The sequence below is a fragment of the Polaromonas sp. P5_D5 genome (assembly GCF_054049435.1).
The window spans coordinates 70,258-88,373 of the sequence record NZ_JBFUMJ010000007.1; the positions used below are offsets into that span (position 1 = coordinate 70,258).

An 18,116-nucleotide genomic window follows, 5' to 3' on the forward strand; every position below is an offset into this window, starting at 1 on the left:
CCTAAGCTGGCAACCCTGTCCTCAACAAGGCTTCACATTTCATGTCATCTACTTCCTGTTCTGCCTGTCTCGATCCGCTGGCCGCTGGCGCGACCCCCGCAAACGATCCGCCCGGTGAGGCCGCCGCTCTCTGGGCGGCGGTGGCTTCACTCTCTCTCGGTGTGTTTGGCCTGGTCACGGCGGAGTTCTTGCCGGCCAGCCTATTGACCGCCATGGCGGCCGACCTGCACGTCACTGCAGGCGCTGCGGGCCAGGCCGTCACGGCTACCGCGCTGGTCGGTGCGGTGGCCGCGCCGACCATCCCGTTGCTAACGGCACGCTTTGACCGCAAGCGGGTGCTGCTCACGCTCACAGCCCTTTTGCTCGTGTCCAACCTGCTGGCGGCGACAGCCGCCTCGCTGGCGGTACTGCTGGTCGCGCGCGTGGTGCTTGGCATCGCGCTCGGCGGGTTCTGGTCGATGGCGGCGGCGCTGGCCATGCGCCTGGTGCCGGAACGGCTTTTCCCGCGCGCGATGTCGCTCGTGTTGACGGGTGTGTCCATTGCCACCGTCTGCGCGGCGCCCATCGGCGCCTGGATGGGTGATCTTTGGGGGTGGCGCAGCGCTTTTGTTGCGGCGGGCGTCGTCGGCTTGCTGGCTTTCGTGGTGCAACTGGTCGCGTTGCCAGCACTGCCGCCGCGTGACAAAGCCAGCTTGAAGGGCCTGCGTGATCTGCTTACGCGGGGACCGGTACGTATTGCGCTGCTGGCTGTGCTGCTCGTGATATCCGGCCACTTCGCGGGCTTCACCTATATCCGGCCCGTGCTTGAGGATGTGACGAAGCTGTCGGTGTCGGCGATTTCCGCTGTGCTGCTGGGTTACGGCATCGGCGGCTTCTTCGGGAACTTTGTAGGGGGCTGGCTGGCGGGGCGCAGTGAGCGGTACGCGATCGTCGCAGGCAGCGGGATGATCGCCTTGCTTGCGGCTGCGCTGCTCATTGGCGGCAGCTCCACCGTGGTCACCGCTGTGGCGGTGACGCTATGGGGGTTCGCATTCGGCGCATTTCCGGTCGGCTTCCAGACCTGGATCGTGCGCGCCGCGCCCGACCAGGCAGAGGCCGCGGGCGGCCTGCTGGTGGCAGCGTTCCAGATCGCCATCGCCACGGGCGCCATCGCAGGCGGCCTCATCGTTGACTGGACTGGAGCGCTCGGTGCCCCTGCATTTGCCATGGTGGCTGTGGCGCTGGGCGGCCTGCTGGCATGGCGGCGTGGCCCGGCGCCCGCCGTAGCTGAAGCACGGAGGCAGTCATGACAAAGTCAAAACCAGACCCTGGCATCAATCGGCGCATCACCTTGGCGGCGCATCCGCGCGGCCTGCCTGTTGCGTCTGACTTCAAGCTCGTGACCGAGCCCGTGCCGCGCCCAGGCGAAGGCCAGGTACTCCTGCGAACGCATTTTCTTTCGCTGGACCCGTACATGCGCAACCTGATGGACGAAATCGGGCCTGGATACGCACCACCCGTTCCATTGGGCGGCACCATGCCGGGCGGCACAGTCAGCAGCATCGTCGACTCCAGGCATCCCAAATATCGCGTTGGTGATCTCGTGCTAGCCAACGCTGGCTGGCAGGACTACGCTCTGAGCAATGGGAACGACCTGCAGGTCATTGGTGACATGGTCCGTCCGTCTCTGGCGCTTGGTGCGCTCGGAATGCCGGGCTTCACAGCTCACGTCGGATTGCTGGACATCGGCCAGCCAAAAGTTGGTGAAACTGTTGTGGTTGCAGCGGCGACCGGTGCGGTGGGCGCCATGGTCGGCCAGATCGCGAAACTCAAGGGCGCCCGCGTGGTAGGCGTCGCCGGCGGTACCGACAAATGCCGGCAGGCGGTCGACGATCTGGGCTTTGATGCCTGCGTCGACAGGCACGGGCCATTGTTCAGGGAACAGCTTGCTGCCGCATGCCCGGCGGGCATTGACGTGTACTTTGAAAACGTCGGAGGCGACGTATTGGCGGCAGTCCTTCCGCTCCTCAATCTTGGCGCCCGTATGCCTGTGTGCGGCTTTGTCGCACATTACAACGACTCGGCAGGTTTTCCCGGCATCAGTCAGCTGCCGCAGTTCCTGGCCGCCATTTTGCAAAAGAGGGTGCGGGTGCAGGGGTTCATCATTCTTGACCACTATGGCGCGCGCTTTGACGTGTTCCGCAGTGACATGGAAGAATGGATCAACAGTGGACAGGTCAAGGCGTTGGAGCACGTTGTGGATGGTCTTCTGCAAGCACCCGCCGCCCTGTCAGACCTGCTGCAGGGCCGGCACTCCGGCAAAGTCGTCGTACGCCTGGAGGCATAGCTGCAGAGGGGCAGATTTACGCTGCCTCGCGTGGCGCGGCCCTGTCGATGTGTTCGACGGACTTTGTTCATGACAATCAGTTGTATGCAAAAAATATGATTGACAATTTCGTGGAACGTTTCTAAAGTCCCGGACATGGCAGACCCATAACGGTATCTGCAGAGTTTTCTCAGCAGCATTGCTGAACACATACGGCTATATAAGCCCCTGAATTGCGCGTAAGCGCGGTCAGGGGCTTTTTTGTTTTTGGAGATTCAATGTCAGTTTTCAGAGAGCCAAGTGCTCCGACGGGTTTTCCCGATGTGGTTGTTGCCAGTGTTCAGATGGAGCCGCTGGTCGGACAAAAAGCGAAGAATATTGCTCGATCGTTGCACTTCATTGAAGAGGCATCGAAGGGGGGCGCCCGCCTTGTCGTGCTTCCCGAACTCACCAATTGCGGTTATGTTTTTGAGAGCCGGGAGGAGGCGTTTTCGCTGGCCGAGCCGATACCAGGAGGCGAGACAACGCAGTTATGGGTTCGTGCCGCCAGCACCTTCAATATCTATCTTGTCGCCGGAATTGCAGAACGGGTCGGAGAAAGGCTTTTCAACTCGGCGGTGCTGATCGGTCCTGGTGGATACATCGGAACTTATCGGAAATTGCACCTGTGGGGTGATGAGCACCTGTTCTTTGAGTCCGGGAATCTCGGTCTGCCAGTCTTTCCCACCGAGATCGGGCGTCTTGCCGCGATCATCTGTTACGACGGATGGTTTCCTGAGGTCTGCCGCTTGCTGGCTGTTCAAGGCGCCGACATTGTTTGTATGCCCACGAACTGGGTTCCCATGCCCGGACAGCCGGCCGGAACGATGGCCATGGCTAACACCCTTGCGATGGCGAATGCTCACAGCAATGGCCTGAATCTTGTCTGCGCGAACCGCGTTGGGGACGAACGGGCTCAGCCATTTATCGGACAAAGCCTGATTATTGGTGCTGACGGCTGGCCTTTGGCTGGGCCCGCGAGTGCCGAGCGAGAGGAAATCCTCTACGCAAGCATCAATCTGAAAGCGTCTCGCCGTGCCCGCCATCTCAATGCTTTCAATGACGTTCTGCGTGACCGCCGGAACGATGTTTACGACCTCATGCTAGGAACCGGCTGGCCGTTGGCCAGGCCATGAACAAGCTCAACTTTCCCCACGTCCCTTTGGTAACAACAGGAGTATTTTTATGAACAGGCTTTCTCAAATCAAGCGCACCGGCAGCGCCCTTGCCATGGCGTTGTTTGCAATGCATGCGTACGCCGCTGACCCCATCAAGATCGGTCTTGCCGTGGGTCTTTCAGGCGCAAACAGCGTGGTTGCACCGACTGTCGTGCAATCTTCCCAGCTCGCGGTGGATGAAATCAATGCCGCTGGCGGCATCCTCGGCAGAAAGGTGGAGCTGGAAATCGTTGACGATGCCTCCGGGGCCGTTGGTGCACAGAAAGCATTTGACAGTCTCATCTTCCAGAAGAAAGTTGACGCAATCATCGCCATGGAGACCAGCGCTGCCCGCAATGCGGCACTTCCCATTGTTTCGCGGGGCAAGGTGCCATACATCTATACCTCGTTCTATGAAGGGCGATCGTGCAACAACTACATGTACGTGAATGGATGGGTTCCCGAGCAGCAGGTGGCTCCTGTCGTGGACTACTTCACCAAGTCCAAGAATGCCAAGACCTTCTTCCTGGTTGGCAGTGACTATTCTTTCGGTCGCGGCATGCTCGACTACACCAAAAACTACATTAAGCAGACGGGTGGACGTGTCGTGGGTGAGGAGTACCTTCCAATGGACGGCAGTGACTGGACGGCGGTGGTGTCGAAGATCCGTAGTGCTAAACCGGATGCACTGATCAGCGCTACGGCCGGTGGTGCGCCCAACGTGTCACTGGCCAAGCAGTTGAAGGCTGCAGGCATTGACCTTCCCTATGGCAACCTCGCGATCGACGAAAGCACCGCCAAATCCATGGGCGATATAGCCAATGGCTTGTTCCTCTCCGCATCCTATCTCACCGGAATTGAAACACCGGAGAACAAGGCCTTTCTTAAACGGATGATGGTGAAATTCGGTTCAGAACTCAAGGCGCCGAACGAATTGTCTGTTCCTCAGTACGAAGCATTTCATTTGTACAAAGCTGCGGTAGAGAAGGCCGGTACAACGAATTCCGACAAAGTCATCAAGGCGCTCGGTGAAGTCAGCTACAAGGGGCCGCGTGGGCAGGTTCAGATGAACAAGAGTCGTCATACCCCTCTTGCGATGGTATTGGGGCAAGTGCGCTCCGACGGGTCCATCCGGATCCTGGAAACATTTCCCAGCGTGGATCCAGGTCCTCAGTGCCCCGCAATTAAGTAAGAATGAAAGAACAGCATGGCATTCCGAGGTGATATATGGTTTTAGTTCTTGATATCCTGACAACGGCGGCCATGCTGTTTGTCGTTACCGCGGGTTTGATGATGATTTTCGGGGTGTTGAAGATCGTCAACTTCGCCCACGGAGCCCTTCTGACGCTAGGCGGGTATGTTGCCTACGTTGTGACACAACTCCACTGGAGTTCATGGCTCAGTTGGCCGGTCTCGATGATCGTCGGGGCCCTGGTAGGCATGTCGGTGGAGTTTCTGATTGTCCGGCCGCTGTACAAGCGGCCACTGGATGCAATTCTTGCCACCTGGGGTCTGGGAATCATCATTGGCCAGCTGGTCGTTATGACCTTCGGGCGAGACATCAAGTTCGCAGACTCTCCCCTTCAAGGTACCTGGGCAATTGCAGGCGTCGATTATTCGGCTTATCGGCTTTTGCTTGTCCCCGTGGCACTGGCGCTGGCGGCCGCACTGATCGCCGTGCTTAACGGGAGCCGATTCGGTGTGAAGACACGTGCGGTCATCATGAATGAAGAGCTTGCAAGCGGTTTGGGCATCAATTCGAACCTCATCCGGTTTGTGACATTCAGTATTGGTGCTGGCCTGGGGACTCTTGCAGGAACCTTGATTACGCCGCTTTCCAGTGTTGACCCCAGCATGGGCCTGACCTGGCTGGTCAGCGCCTTCATGCTCGTCATGGTGGCCGGATACTCCATTGGCGGGCTGATGTTGACCTGCCTGGTGTTTGGCGCCTGCCAGGTTTTGGTGAGCACTTATACAACCCCGGTTCTTGGCGGTTTGACGATTGCCTTGCTGGCTGCATTGACACTGAGAATTCGGCCGAAGGGGTTTTCCCGTGGTTAAAACGATCTCCAACCCATCGGTTCGTTCGATACCCGAAGAATCCTCAGCGCCGTCGTCAGGCCGGGGCCTGACCATTCTTTTGCTTACGGGGCTTGCGCTGGTAGCCCTTGGGCCATGGATTTTTGATGCCTATCTGTTGAACCTGCTGATCAAGGCCTATTTCTTCGCCGTTGTGGCGATCACCGTCGATGTTCTTTGGGGTTACACGGGCTACCTGACCTTTGGGCAGTCGGCTTTCTTCGGATTAGGCGCCTATGCGGCAGGCCTGGTGTTCACTCACAACGGGTTCTCCGGCGGATCGGTGGTCCTGGCCTTGGCGCTTGCGATTGTTGTTCCGGCAATCGTTGCACTTGTGGTGGGATGGCTGTCCTTCTACAGAGGCGCGTCTCCATTTTTTGCCACGGTGATTTCACTGGTTCTTCCGATCGTGACCTCCCAGTTGCTGCTGTCCGGTGGGGCATGGACAGGGGCCAGTTCCGGTTTGACGGGTTACCAGACCTTTGACTGGTCCATTGATGCCTGGTACTGGATTGCCGGTGGCGCCACGTTGGTGGTTGGCGTCCTCGCCTGGGTGGTTGTCCGCAGCGACGGTGGGAGAATCCTGGCTTCTATTCGGGACAACGAGTCGCGTTGCTCATACCTGGGAATCAATGTTTCGCTTCACAAGATCGTTCTGTTGACCGCGACCGCCGCTATTGCTGGCATTGCCGGCTTCGGTTACGGCTCGTTCAGCGGCGTGGTGGCGCCGGAGCTCTCAGGCTTTGTTTTGGGTACCGAGCTGATTATCTGGGTGGCGCTTGGCGGGCGGGGCACTTTATGGGGGCCTCTCATCGGAACGATTCTGATCAGTGTGGCGACGGCCTACTTGAGCAGTAGCATGCCTTTTGTATGGCAGCTGATCCTGGGTATCGCATTTGTCGTAGTCATTGTTCTTTTGCCGAACGGCCTGGTGCCGGTCCTGCTTGGCCCGTTGGGCATTTCGGAGCGGAAGTCTAGGCAGCCCAGGTTGGTGGCGCGGGCAGCCGCTACCCGTGACGACAAGCCCCTTGCTCCTGCGCTTCAGCTGGAAGGGGTCAGCAAAAGCTACGGTAGTCTGAAGGTTCTCCAGGGTATTGATCTGGTGGCGGAAGCCGGCGAACTTCTGGGCCTGATCGGACCCAATGGTGCTGGAAAAACCACGCTCATGCGCTGCCTCAGCGATGGGGAGGAGAGGACCTCCGGCGTCGTGAAACTCGGCGGCAGGGATATTCGAAGAGATCCACCGGAAGCGTGTGTGCGTTTTGGCCTCGGGCGAAAATTTCAGAATGCCAACGTCTTTGAATCGCTGACAGTCGCCGAGTGCCTGCGCATGTCGACGACTTTGGTGGAGCGTCCTTCATTGCTTCGCCGGGCGGGCAGCCTGGTTCTTCCTTCCTATGCGTTGGACGTGGTACGCACCACAGGCCTGGATCAAAAGCTTGGCGAGGTCACGCGTGATCTTTCGCATGGGGAGCAACAGGCACTTGAGCTTGCCATGGTTCTTGCACTGGAGCCGCGCATCGTGTTGCTGGACGAGCCCACGGCCGGCTTGACGCGCACGGAGCGCATGCAGATTGGTCAGGTCCTGGCGTCTTTGGCCAGTCGCTACAAGCTGTGCTGCCTTCTGGTTGAACATGACCTCGATTTTGTCAAGGAGGTCGCAACCCGCATTGTGGTTCTTCACCAGGGCAGCGTGCTGATGCAAGGCAGCTTTGAAGAAGTGGTCAATTCCGATCTCGTCAAAACCATCTATGCGGGCTCGGCAACCGGTGCTCTGGAGGCCTCATGAACACCACGACGCTTGAGCTGAACGGTATTTCCAGCGGGTATAAGAATTCCATCGTTTTACCCAACCTTTCAATGAAGGTATTCAAGGGTGAAACCGTGGCCCTGCTTGGAAAAAACGGCATGGGAAAAACCACGCTGCTGAAAACGATCCTGGGCTATTTGCCGAAGAAAAAGGGAACAGTGGTTCTCGATGCGCAGGACATAACCAAACTTCCGGTCCATCGAATCTCGCGAATGGGCGTCGCATACGCGCCGCAGGAGCAGGCATTGTTTGCCGATCTGAGCATTCGCGACAATTTGCACTTGGCGCTGGCCAATGCTGTGGACTTTGAAGAACGATTCTCGGCGATCGAGCAACTTTTCCCGGTCTTCAAGAGCCGGCTCAAACAGTATGCGGGAACGTTGTCGGGAGGTGAGCAGAAGATGCTGCTGGTTGCGCGTGCCCTGATGGCACGACCTGCCGTGATCTTGCTCGACGAGATAACAGAGGGGCTCCAGCCCTCCATCATTGACAAGGTTGCCACCGCACTGTTGTGGGAACGAGAGAAGCGCGGAACGACCATGCTGATCGTGGAGCAGAACGTTTCATTCGCACTCCAGGTTGCTGACCGGTTTCTCGTGCTGAAACAGGGTGAGTTTGTGGATGAAGGACGCACCAAGACTCCTGGCGCGGCGAAGAGCATCTTTGATCATTTGAGGGTTTAGCGGTGAATAGTCCTCAAAGACCGGGGCTGCCAAGGTGCCAGTTGATTGCCACCGGCGGAACAATCGCCATGGAGATACACCCCAGCAGTGGAGCGCCGGTTCCTGCACTCTCTGGCTCCGATTTGGTGGCCAGGGTGCCAGCGATCCAGACGCTGGCATCGATCGAAGTTTTGAATCTGTTTAACATTCCTTCAGACCACATGGAGCCGCAAAACTGGATTGTGTTGAGGCGTGCAATCGGTGACGCATTTGCACGCGACGATATTGCCGCGGTGGTCGTTTCCCATGGTACGGACACCCTGGAAGAGACCGCCTGGTTTCTGGATCTTACGCTCTCGAACGCCAAACCGGTGGTGTTGGTAGGTGCCCAGCGACATGCTTCAGCTCAGGATTTCGACGGACCCGGAAACCTGATTGATGGGATACATACGGCGTTGTGCCCCGGCGCGCAGGGAAAAGGCGTTCTTGTAGTGCTTAACAGTCAGATCAACGCAGCGCGGTATGTGAGCAAAATGCATACTTGGGACGTCGATTCGTTCAAGAGTGGTCGCGAGGGACCACTCGGTCAGGTCGACGGTGACGGAGTGGCTTTTTTCGGGAATTCGAAACGGCGGCAATTTGTGCCCTTGATCAGGGACAAGCTACCCCGCGTCGATATTGTCCCGATGTATTGCGGCGCAGATGGCGCGTTGGTATTGGCGGCTGTCGCGGCGGGCGCAGAAGGCATTGTCATTCAGGCGCTTGGGTTGGGAAACGTTAGCATAGGAATGTATGACGCCATCGTAAGCGCCATTTCTGCAGGTGTGCATGTCGTCATTTCTACGCGCGTACCTGATGGAGGTGTGCAGCCTCTTTACGGATTTGTAGGGGGCGGGCAAAGCCTGAGCGAAGCGGGAGCGGTATTTGCGGGGGACCTCAGCCCGCAGAAGGCCAGAATTCTCCTGATGTTGGCATTGCAGATCCCCAGGGTGACCGCCGAGATTCAGGAACTGTTTGATAAATAGCCTTAAAAGTTGACCATGGAAACATCTGTTCCTCAAGACTGGCGAATAGGGATACTGTATTCGCGCTCGGGGGCGACAGGCGTCACTGAGTCAGAGCATTTCTTTGGCACCACTCTGGCCATTGAAGAAATCAATGCCGGCGGTGGGGTGCTTGATCGACAACTTGTTCCGACCGCGTATGACCCCAAGGGTGATTCAGATGAATACCGCCGGCTTGCGACAAAGCTGCTCGTCGAGGACGAAGTCAATGTCATCTTCGGATGTTCGCGATCTTCGAGCCGAAAAGCAGTCTTACCCGTCATTGAGCGCAACAATGCGCTGCTCTGGTATTGTTCCTTCTACGAGGGGTTCGAGTATTCACCCAATGTGATCTACACCGGCGCCGTTCCCAACCAGAACAGCGTGCAACTCGCTGCCTATCTGTTGCAGGAGCGGGGTAAAAGCTTTTTCCTGCTGGGCGCTGACTACATCTACCCCCGCGAATCGAACCGCATCATGCGGGATGTAGTTGAGCAGCACGGCGGTGAGATTCTCGATGAAGTTTATCTGCCGATTGATGCAGGAAGGAAAGAGCTGGAAGAGGTGTTGCGCGACATTCGCAAGCTTGAACCGGCTGTGGTTTTCTCCACACTTGTGGGGCAATCGGCACGAATGTTCTATCAACTGTATCGGGAGCACGGATTCGATCCCACAAAGAACCCGATTGCAAGTTTGTCAATGACCGAAGAGGAGATACGTCTGATTGGCCCGGAACTCTGCGAAGGGCATATTACCTCGGCTACTTACTTTGCCTCGCTTCAGAATGAAAGCAACAGGCGTTTTGTCAATCGATGGCGTGAGCGATTTGGAGACCGTCCCACGAGTACATGGTCTGAGATGGCCTATACCCAGGTTCATCTCTTCGCCAGGGCATTGGAGCGGACCGGGAGTATGGACCGGCGCAAGCTTGTTGATGCGGCCAGATCCGTCAAGTTCGATTCGCCAGAAGGCCCTGTGACCGTTGACGCTGAAAACAACCATTGCTCGCTCACTCCCCGGATTGGCGTTTGCAGGCGCGATGGGCAGTTTGACATCGTTTGGCAAAGTACTGATGTGGTTAAGCCTGATCCTTACCTTTCAACATTCGGATTCTCTGAATTCTGGTTGAGGTAACCCCATGAGCTCAAGCCTTCGTCGCCTTTACGAAGATCTGCGCAGCATCACGGTTGCGGTTGTCTACCCGCCGGGCGAGGACCGTGACATTGTGGTTGAGCAGCTTCAGCGTATCGGCTGCCGCCTCAAGCTGATCTGGCCATTTCCGTCTGAACCTCCTGTTGATGCGCAGGTCATTTTTTTTCGGGTTTCGCAGGAACTTGACGGAAACATCGGTTGGTCGTCAACCGCATCGGGCGCAGCCCTGGTCGCACTTTCCGACTACGAAACTCCGACGACCCTGAAACTCCTGCTGGACACCCATGCGCATGGCGTGCTTACAAGGCCGTTCAGATCTGCAGGCATTTTGAGTACCTTGGTGCTTGCGAGGTCTGCTCAAGGTTTTCAGGAACGAATGCAGGGGAAAATTGAAAAGCTTGAGGGAACAATTAAGGCTCGCCGACAAATAGAAAAAGCGATACGGGCGTTAACTGACAACGAACGGATGAATGAGGTTCAGGCGTATGAGCACATGAGATCGCGAGCGACCAGCCTGAGGATTACTGTTGGTGAAGTTGCAAGCATGATCATTGAAGCACATGACGCCATGGAAAAACTTGGAATTGGCGCATCTGCTTCAAAAGCTCGCCCCAAAAATTGAACATCGATTTCCGCCGTACCGAGGTGATATGTTCGACGTATTTTATTAATGGCGATCAGGCGCACTGCGATGTTTGGTGGATCCGCGGTGCCCAAAGCCTGATGACATCGAATGTCAGCAGGCTATCGCTCTCAATTTTCCCTTTTTCACCAGGACAGGGTTACAACACGCCGGCCTTGTAGACACCGGGCACTGGTTCGCCGGTGACTTCGAGCACGCCGACCGCGCCCTTGCCGGCGCGCGACAACGCGTGGTCTACCAGCAAGTACCTTCCGGGGTGCTGGACCTTGATCTCAACGATGGTCGCGCCGCCGGGCGCCACCAACGTGGTCTGCACGTCGTGCTTGAGACCCGTGAAGGAGCCTTCGCTGTACACGGTATCGAAGATCTCACCGATAACGTGGAAAGACGAGATTTTGTTGGGCCCACCGACGCCGAAGTAGATGCGCACGGTTTCGCCTACCTTGGCCTGAAGTTTATGGGTCTTGCTCAGTGCACCGACTTCGCCGTTGAAGACGTAGTAGTCGGGTAGTTCATTGGCCATCTTTTCGAGATCGGCTTCCTGGTGCCCCTTGACGCCATGTGGGCGGCCCGTGTACATCTCTCCTTGCATCACGTAGTACTCGCGGTCCACCTTAGGCAAGCCGCCTGCGGACTCGACCAGGATCATTCCGTACATACCGGCCGCGATGTGCTGTGGCACCAGGGGCGTGGCGCAGTGGTACACATACAAGCCCGGGTTGAGCGCCTTGAAGGTGATGGTCTTTTCCTGGCCCGGAGCAACCTGCGTGTGTTCGCCGCCGCCATGGCCGCCTGTCACCGCATGCAGGTCGATCGAGTGGATCATCTTGCTGTCACGGGCATTGGCCAGCGTTAGCTCAATGGTGTCGCCTACGCGGGCGCGCAGCATCGGACCGGGCACCTGGCGGTTGAAAGTCCAGTAGGTAAAGCTCGTGCCGTCGTCGAGCTTGCCGGGCAACTCGACCGTTTCCATGCGGTACTTCAGGGTCTTGGGAGCCCGGTCCCCTACGGCAGCCGGCACCGTGGCCGGGTTGGCGGCGACGCTGACTGCGGAGGGGTCGGCTGCGCGCTGCGGCACGGGGGCTGGGGTATAGAGCGCAAGCGCAGCCTGGCCGGAGTCGCTGCCAGCGGGCGTAGGGACTTGGGCAGAGGCGGGGCCGCTGACTTGCAGCCGGCCTTCCATGCCGATCTGCCGGTGACCGGGGATTGAGCAGTAATAGGTGAACGTACCAGAGCGCGGAACCTTGAACCGCAGAGTGGTCTTGCCAGTGCCGGGGCTGAACTTGGACGATGCGACGTTGAGTTCGGGTATCACCAGGTCATGCTCCGCGCCTTCGCCGCTTTCCAGCACGATCTCGATTGTGTCGTCCACGTTGGCGGCAAGGGTCGGGTTCACCTGTCCTTTGTCGTCGACGAACACCATTTTCCCGTCGACGATGTTGGTGTGCAGTTCGTAGCGCTTGATCCGGGCGGGTGCCGCAGCGGTTGAAGTGTTGCCGGACGCGGCAGCGGTATGCGCCGAGTGTGCGGCAGGCTGCGCCTGCACGGACAAAGCCGTGGCGAGGATACCGATGGCGGCGGCGATGGCGCCGAGGGAGAGGGTCCGTTTCATGTGGCGTTTCCTTGGTCTTTGTGCCGATTCGGCAGTTCTGACTATGCGAGTGATGTGCCACGACAAGCTTGCTTTAGATCAATGCCTTGCCAGATAGATGGCTTGTTCGACCTGAATAAAAATGGTTCAGAACGTTCGGGTTGCCGTGTCGGGCAACGCCCGCCTTCAGCCTGTTTCTTTTCTTTCCTGGCACGAGCCCGGTTGACAGAGTTCGCTCATGTGTCGAGTAGCGCCAGCACGCGCCGTGTGGCGGCAAGGGCTCGGCGTGCGCGATCGGTGGCGCCGACGGTGAGTGCCAGCGTGTGCGTTGGCACTTCGAGGCTGAGCGGGATGTTGCGCGGCGCGGCGCGCAGGAGACCGAGGAGGTCCACTTCGCCATCGCCAGGAAACAGGCGCTCGGAGCGGGCCTCGGCGAGGATCGCGTCCATCGTCGGTGGAATGGCTGCGGGCACGTCACAAAACTGCATGAAACGAAAGCGCGATGGCGGGATCTCGGCAATGTCCTTGATGCAACTGCGTGAGCGGCTCAGATGGAAGGGGTCGATCAGCACACCTGCGTTGCTGCGGCCGGTGCGCTCAACGATGCGCGCAGCCTGGGTCAAATCCTTCGCGTCGGTCCAGGGCATGAATTCCAGGACGGCTGCCAGCCCGTAGCTGTTGGCGAGGTCGCAGAATGCGGCGAAGGTATCGGTGAGCCGGGCCTCGTCGGGATCGTTTCCGGCCACAAGCAACTCGCTCGCGCCGAGCCGGGCGGCGATGGCAATCGCGGCTTCGTAGTCGCCGACCAGGGTACCGGGCTTGATGCGAAAGATTTCGACATCAAGCACCTTGATGCCGGTGTCCGCCAGGCGATGTTCGACTTCGCGCAGCATCTGCGTGTCTCCCACAATGTCGTACTGCGGCTCGGTCGGCGTTGCCGGCAGCAGGCGGATGCCGACATGGCTGAAGCCGGCGTCAAAGGCGCACGTCACCATTTCCGGCGGTGTCAGTTCCAGCACAGTCAAGGCGGCGAGTGAAATGGGTCGGGTCATATTCCTGGCTCCGGGCTCACGTCGATGAGGGCAACTGAGACTCCTTCTTCATCATCCAGAGTTCCTGGGTGTCCAGCGCGACACGTTCTACCACTCCGTCGCTCTCGAGTCTTTCCAGCGCCTCCAGTGTTGTAGCTTCCGGAGGGACGGGCTCTTCCCAATCGATCCAGAAAGAGTGGATTCCCCTGGCCGTATCGACTGAGTGCGGGGCACTCTCAAGCTTTCTGCGGATACAGAGGACGGCGAAATCGACCAGTTGTTTGTTCATCAAGCAAGCTTGTTTTGTGGAGATGCCGCTGCGTGTCATTAAGCGTGCGCGTGCCGTGCACTACTGCATGCCGCAATGTCTTCGAAGCGCCTGTTCTGCAGTTTCTTCGCAATAGATGACTTCATTATTGTCCTGGTCAGCTCAAAACCAGTCATTTTCTTTGGAAACTAACTATTCGCAATAGTGGCATTCCATTCTTTGGAAAGTTTCCACGGTTTTCAAAGTGACGGGACATATCTGCACCAAGGCATGGATATTTTTGTCCTGCTGGTTGCACAAGCACGGACAGATGTCGAGGGCCTTCGACCGGCACGCTTTTCCGGTATGCGATGCCTTCGCTCAACTAAAAAAAGAGCGGTGCAAATTAGTCCCCCTCACCTTCGGAGGTGAAAAAAATAGTCATGCAAATCAATGCGTTAAGAGATTTTTAAGGTTGGCATGCCGCTTGCAAAAACAGTGCGGGAGAAATTCCGCCCGCGGCCCTCGTGGCTTGGCGAGCGTTTCTGCAAGTGCGTGCGGTATTGACTATGAGAGGCTAAAAATGGCTGAAAGTGTTCAAAAATGGCTGGAGCGTAATCGTCCGCCCCGGGTGAAGATCACCTACGAGGTGGAGACTGGCGGCGCCATCGAAAAGCAGGAGCTCCCCTTCATTGTTGGAGTGTTCGCCGACCTGGCCGGCGATCGCGATCCCGACGTGGAATTTCCGCCCTATAAGCAACGGCAGATGGTGCCTATTGACCGGGACCTCTTCAACGACGTCATGAAGACGCAGTTGCCGCGTGTGGCTCTGGGCCGCGTTCCGCGTATCCCGTCACCACCCGGTGCAATGCAGATCGGAGCCGTCGAATCGGCCAATCTGTCCGGCGACATTACTTTCAGTTCGCTGGATGCGTTCGACCCGATCGCCGTCGTGCGCGCCATTCCTGACCTCAACAAGCTCTATCGGGTACGCAGCAACATCCGCATGCTGCAGTCGCGGGCGGAGTCGAGCGACCGGCTCAACGACCAACTGAATCTGTTGATCGCCAAAACACCGGACGGCCAGGCCAAGCGCGCACAACTTCAGGTGCTGGCCGGGCCGGACTACCGCAACAGCGTCGTCAAAGCAGACATGGACAAGGCGCCTGGCGAACTCAAAAAGGCCACATCTTCTTTGTACGACCTGGCCATGGTGATGGGCAAGGCCGATCAGACGCCCAAGCTCAAGGCTGCCACCGATTGGGGATATGAGACCGTCAACAGCGTGGGCGCGGACGGCAAGCCGGTGGTTGACGCCGATGCAACCCTGGCGCCGCTGCGCAGGCTGCTGGGGGTGTTTTCGACCCCGGACACACCGGAGAACCTGCAGACAGTGTCAGCCCAGCTGCAGCAACTTACGCAGTGGGATGCCGGCCTGTCCTCCAAAATCCAGCTGGAACGCAATGCGATTGCCAGCAATCTCGGCGCCGACCCCACTGTGACCGCGACGCAGACCAAGCTCGCTGCGGACGCCACAGCGCTACTGGCAGCTCTCGTACCCAAGGACGGCCAGATCRATGCCGACGCGAAAAGGGCTGCTCTGGCTGTGCTCGGCATGCAGCAGACCGACGACAGCGATTCGATTGCGATGCCGGCTGACGCAGCACAGGTGCGCACAGTGGCCGAGCAAAAGCATGACGCGGTCAATCGCAGGGTGGCCAACAATATGCTGCTTGTTCTTAGCGGCGCTACCGACACGCCTGACCCGAAAGCAAAGCCGGTGCCTCCGACAAAAAAGCAAGCCAGGCAGAACATTGATACGGTCTTCGCTCTCATGGATGCAGCCGGCCTGAAAACCGACGAAGACAGGCAGAAATTCCTCGGTCCGATTGGTTTCTTTGCGACCGATGTACTGGCGCGGCTCGATGCTCCGGGTTCCACCTATGCGCCGGTCGCCGCGATAACCGCGATTGACTCGCACATCTCCGACATCGACAGCTGGTTGAGCAGGCAATTGAGCGTGATCATGCATGCGCCGAAGTTCCAGGAGGTCGAAGCGACCTGGCGCGGCTTGCACTATTTCGTGTCAAACACCGAAACCGGCAAGATGCTCAAGCTCAGTGTCTTCAACGCCACCAGGGACGAGCTGCTGGATGACATGGAGAAGGCGGTCGACAAGGACCAAAGCAAACTCTTCAAAATGATCTACGAAGACCAGTACGGCACCTTCGGTGGTTTGCCCTACAGTCTTCTGATTGGCGGCTACGAGGTGGGGCGCAGCGCCAAGGATATCGAATTCCTGCGCAAGATCGCGGAAGTTGCGGCCTCCGCCCATGCGCCATACATCACCGCGGCCTCGGCGTCGCTGTTCGGACTCGACAGCTTTCGCGACCTCGCCAAGCCCCGTGACCTGGAAAAAATCTTTGAAAGCATTGAGCTGGCCGGCTGGCAGGAATTCCGCGAAAGCGAGGACTCCCGCTATGTGACACTGGTGATGCCGCATGTGCTGCTGCGCCTGCCTTACGGCAAGAACAGCTGGCCGGTTGACGGCATGGATTTCGAGGAGACTGTCGGGCCTTCCAGCAGTTCACCCGACAGCGGCAGCTTCCTGTGGGGCAACGCGGCCTACATGCTGGCGCAGCGCGTGACCAACGCGTTCTCCAAGTACAACTGGACAGCAGCGATACGCGGGGTTGAAGGTGGTGGACTGGTTGAGGACCTGCCGACCTACAGCTACCGCACCGATTCCGGGGCGGAGGAGTTGTTTTGTCCGACTGAAGTGTCCATCACCGACCGGCGCGAAAAGGAGCTTAACGATCTGGGCTTCATCTCGCTATGCCATTGCAAGGGCAAGGGGCAAGCTGCATTCTTTGGCGGGCAGACCAGCAACCAGCCGAAGAAGTATTTTTCCGACAGCGCCAATGCCAACGCGCAGATTTCCGCGCTGCTGCCCTACATGCTCGCAGCCTCGCGCTTCGCCCATTACATCAAGGTCATCATGCGCGCCAAGATAGGCAGCTTCCTGACGCGCGGCAATGTGGAGGCCTACCTCAACACCTGGATATCGAACTACGTGTTGCTCGATGAGAACGCCTCTCAGGACGCAAAGGCGAGTTTCCCCCTGAGCCAGGCGAACGTGATCGTGAAGGACGTGCCGGGCGCTGTGGGTTCCTACAACGCGGTGGTCTTCCTAAGGCCGCACTTCCAGCTTGAGGAATTGACGACCTCGATCCGCCTTGTGGCGAATCTGCCGAAGTGATGCATTCACTTCCCACCCAACATAGACCAACGAAAGACAAGCCATGGATCTGATACTGCTACAACCCGGCGACACTTCTGTGTTCCCCACAACAAGCAATGACTGGGCCACGGGCGGCAGCCTGATTTCGACCGGCGCCGACTGGACCGCCAATGAGGAACTCAAGCTCGGCCAATGCATCGAACTGGTGTCAGTGCACCAGGGTATGAAGCAGCAGGTGACGACGGACGTCAGCAATTCGGCGCGCACCTCTGGCAGGCCGGTGATCACGGAGTTCACCTGCGTCAAATATGTTGACAAGACTTCGGTCAAGCTCTACGACTTCTGTTTGCGCGCGAAGTCGCTGGGCGACAAGGCCAAGCCCTCGTACATCTACATCCTGCGCAACTCGGGCGACAAGGTCGGCAACATCATTACCTTCATGCTGCGCGACGCGCTTATCAGCGAAATTCAATTCCAGTCACATCCTGACGACATGCCGACCGAGCAGTTCAAGCTTAACTTCACAGAGATCGTCTGGACCTACGCCGTGCAGACGCCGGACATGCAGGTCAAGGGGAATGTCACTGCCGGCTGGAGTCTGGCGCAGAACAGGCCTTTGACGGCGTTCACTTGAGCCTCGTTGCGGCCCTGCGGGGGCCGTGGATTTTCGTTGTTTTTGAGATGGCGTACCGTTGTTGCGGCGCGCCGGCCCAAGGGGATAAACATGCAGTTCTTGCTTGAGCGCCTGGAGTTTGCAGGTGCGGCGCCGGCGCAAAGCGGCCAGAGCTTCAATCTGCGCGATGCCGTGCGGCTGCAGATTCAGCGGCTGGTTAGCTCGCACGTCTGGGCTGGTTCGACCGGTCTGGAACTCATGCGCGTCGGCCTGCCTTCCCTGACCGGCGCCGGTTACGCCCAAAAAGATGACATACAGCGTTATTCGCTGAGCATCCGCGACATGATCATGCGTCACGAACCCCGGCTGACGGGCGTACGTGTAACTGTTGAGGAAACCCGCAGTTCCGTCATGCCTTTCCAGGTAGTCGTCACCGGCAAGCTCGCCGACCAGCCGCTGACAGAGACCTTCAGCTTCGGGTTGCCGCGCCGCTAGGCGCTTCC

General features: G+C 58.2%; 16 protein-coding genes. 13 read left to right on the forward strand and 3 right to left on the reverse strand.

Annotation, left to right across the window (positions count from 1 at the left end; translation table 11 throughout):
• The first annotated feature begins 41 nt into the window (after nt 1-41).
• The 10 genes from ACXJKE_RS20975 to ACXJKE_RS21020 all read left to right on the forward strand — a co-directional run bounded on the left by ACXJKE_RS20975 (nt 42) and on the right by ACXJKE_RS21020 (nt 10,869).
• On the forward strand, nt 42-1,289 hold the full coding sequence (locus ACXJKE_RS20975; RefSeq protein WP_457282524.1) for an MFS transporter: 1,248 nt from the start codon (nt 42-44) through the stop codon (nt 1,287-1,289).
• Complete coding sequence (locus ACXJKE_RS20980) at nt 1,286-2,326, forward strand: NADP-dependent oxidoreductase (RefSeq protein WP_457282525.1); 1,041 nt, start codon at nt 1,286-1,288, stop codon at nt 2,324-2,326. Before ACXJKE_RS20975 ends, ACXJKE_RS20980 begins: the two co-directional genes overlap by 4 nt.
• A 257-nt stretch (nt 2,327-2,583) precedes the next feature.
• Nucleotides 2,584-3,480 carry a nitrilase family protein gene (locus ACXJKE_RS20985; protein WP_457282526.1) on the forward strand — a complete coding sequence of 299 codons (897 nt, stop codon included), beginning with the start codon at nt 2,584-2,586 and terminating at the stop codon, nt 3,478-3,480.
• Between the two features lie 94 nt (nt 3,481-3,574).
• Nucleotides 3,575-4,693, forward strand: coding sequence for a substrate-binding protein (locus tag ACXJKE_RS20990; protein WP_457282620.1), 1,119 nt, complete (start codon nt 3,575-3,577; stop codon nt 4,691-4,693).
• A 35-nt stretch (nt 4,694-4,728) separates the two neighbouring features.
• A complete protein-coding gene (locus ACXJKE_RS20995) occupies nt 4,729-5,562 on the forward strand; it encodes a branched-chain amino acid ABC transporter permease (protein ID WP_457282527.1) in 834 nt (277 codons plus the stop codon).
• A gap of 79 nt (nt 5,563-5,641) precedes the next feature.
• Nucleotides 5,642-7,369, forward strand: coding sequence for an ABC transporter permease subunit (locus ACXJKE_RS21000; RefSeq protein WP_457282621.1), 1,728 nt, complete (start codon nt 5,642-5,644; stop codon nt 7,367-7,369).
• The gene (locus ACXJKE_RS21005; protein WP_457282528.1) at nt 7,366-8,073 is read left to right on the forward strand and encodes a branched-chain amino acid ABC transporter ATP-binding protein; all 708 of its coding nucleotides are present in this window, start codon (nt 7,366-7,368) and stop codon (nt 8,071-8,073) included. Before ACXJKE_RS21000 ends, ACXJKE_RS21005 begins: the two co-directional genes overlap by 4 nt.
• Nucleotides 8,074-8,075: 2 nt before the next feature.
• Nucleotides 8,076-9,077, forward strand: coding sequence for an asparaginase (locus tag ACXJKE_RS21010; RefSeq protein ID WP_457282529.1), 1,002 nt, complete (start codon nt 8,076-8,078; stop codon nt 9,075-9,077).
• Nucleotides 9,078-9,092: 15 nt separating this feature from the next.
• Nucleotides 9,093-10,229 (forward strand): transporter substrate-binding domain-containing protein, encoded by a 1,137-nt coding sequence (locus ACXJKE_RS21015; RefSeq protein WP_457282530.1) that lies wholly within the window; start codon nt 9,093-9,095, stop codon nt 10,227-10,229.
• A gap of 4 nt (nt 10,230-10,233) precedes the next feature.
• Nucleotides 10,234-10,869 (forward strand): ANTAR domain-containing response regulator, encoded by a 636-nt coding sequence (locus ACXJKE_RS21020; protein WP_457282531.1) that lies wholly within the window; start codon nt 10,234-10,236, stop codon nt 10,867-10,869.
• Nucleotides 10,870-11,029: 160 nt separating this feature from the next.
• Here the strand turns inward: ACXJKE_RS21020 and nirK are convergent, their stop codons facing one another.
• From nirK to ACXJKE_RS21035, 3 genes are all read right to left on the reverse strand, one after another.
• Nucleotides 11,030-12,502: a copper-containing nitrite reductase gene (gene nirK, locus ACXJKE_RS21025; RefSeq protein WP_457282532.1), complete on the reverse strand. Its 1,473-nt coding sequence runs from the start codon at nt 12,500-12,502 to the stop codon at nt 11,030-11,032.
• Nucleotides 12,503-12,717: 215 nt separating this feature from the next.
• Nucleotides 12,718-13,533: a sugar phosphate isomerase/epimerase family protein gene (locus ACXJKE_RS21030; RefSeq protein ID WP_457282533.1), complete on the reverse strand. Its 816-nt coding sequence runs from the start codon at nt 13,531-13,533 to the stop codon at nt 12,718-12,720.
• A 16-nt stretch (nt 13,534-13,549) separates the two neighbouring features.
• On the reverse strand, nt 13,550-13,801 hold the full coding sequence (locus ACXJKE_RS21035; protein WP_457282534.1) for a hypothetical protein: 252 nt from the start codon (nt 13,799-13,801) through the stop codon (nt 13,550-13,552).
• Between the two features lie 223 nt (nt 13,802-14,024).
• Between ACXJKE_RS21035 and tssC the strand changes: the two genes are divergently transcribed.
• The 3 genes from tssC to ACXJKE_RS21050 all read left to right on the forward strand — a co-directional run bounded on the left by tssC (nt 14,025) and on the right by ACXJKE_RS21050 (nt 18,108).
• Nucleotides 14,025-17,018, forward strand: a complete 2,994-nt coding sequence (gene tssC / locus ACXJKE_RS21040; protein WP_457282535.1) for a type VI secretion system contractile sheath large subunit — start codon at nt 14,025-14,027, stop codon at nt 17,016-17,018.
• A gap of 43 nt (nt 17,019-17,061) precedes the next feature.
• On the forward strand, nt 17,062-17,634 hold the full coding sequence (locus ACXJKE_RS21045; protein ID WP_348049164.1) for an Hcp family type VI secretion system effector: 573 nt from the start codon (nt 17,062-17,064) through the stop codon (nt 17,632-17,634).
• Nucleotides 17,635-17,724: 90 nt separating this feature from the next.
• A complete protein-coding gene (locus tag ACXJKE_RS21050; protein ID WP_457282536.1) occupies nt 17,725-18,108 on the forward strand; it encodes a GPW/gp25 family protein in 384 nt (127 codons plus the stop codon).
• Nucleotides 18,109-18,116 lie beyond the last annotated feature (8 nt).

What these genes read in the sequence shown, in the direction of transcription:
- ACXJKE_RS20995 (WP_457282527.1), top strand. Translation starts at nt 4,729, where the DNA reads ATGGTTTTAGTTCTTGATATCCTGACAACGGCGGCCATGCTGTTTGTC.
- ACXJKE_RS20985 (WP_457282526.1), top strand. Translation starts at nt 2,584, where the DNA reads ATGTCAGTTTTCAGAGAGCCAAGTGCTCCGACGGGTTTTCCCGATGTG.
- ACXJKE_RS21015 (WP_457282530.1), top strand. Translation starts at nt 9,093, where the DNA reads ATGGAAACATCTGTTCCTCAAGACTGGCGAATAGGGATACTGTATTCG.
- ACXJKE_RS21030 (WP_457282533.1), bottom strand. Translation starts at nt 13,533, where the DNA reads ATGACCCGACCCATTTCACTCGCCGCCTTGACTGTGCTGGAACTGACA.
- ACXJKE_RS21035 (WP_457282534.1), bottom strand. Translation starts at nt 13,801, where the DNA reads ATGAACAAACAACTGGTCGATTTCGCCGTCCTCTGTATCCGCAGAAAG.
- ACXJKE_RS20980 (WP_457282525.1), top strand. Translation starts at nt 1,286, where the DNA reads ATGACAAAGTCAAAACCAGACCCTGGCATCAATCGGCGCATCACCTTG.
- nirK (WP_457282532.1), bottom strand. Translation starts at nt 12,502, where the DNA reads ATGAAACGGACCCTCTCCCTCGGCGCCATCGCCGCCGCCATCGGTATC.
- ACXJKE_RS21005 (WP_457282528.1), top strand. Translation starts at nt 7,366, where the DNA reads ATGAACACCACGACGCTTGAGCTGAACGGTATTTCCAGCGGGTATAAG.
- ACXJKE_RS20990 (WP_457282620.1), top strand. Translation starts at nt 3,575, where the DNA reads ATGGCGTTGTTTGCAATGCATGCGTACGCCGCTGACCCCATCAAGATC.
- ACXJKE_RS21020 (WP_457282531.1), top strand. Translation starts at nt 10,234, where the DNA reads ATGAGCTCAAGCCTTCGTCGCCTTTACGAAGATCTGCGCAGCATCACG.
- ACXJKE_RS20975 (WP_457282524.1), top strand. Translation starts at nt 42, where the DNA reads ATGTCATCTACTTCCTGTTCTGCCTGTCTCGATCCGCTGGCCGCTGGC.
- ACXJKE_RS21045 (WP_348049164.1), top strand. Translation starts at nt 17,062, where the DNA reads ATGGATCTGATACTGCTACAACCCGGCGACACTTCTGTGTTCCCCACA.
- ACXJKE_RS21050 (WP_457282536.1), top strand. Translation starts at nt 17,725, where the DNA reads ATGCAGTTCTTGCTTGAGCGCCTGGAGTTTGCAGGTGCGGCGCCGGCG.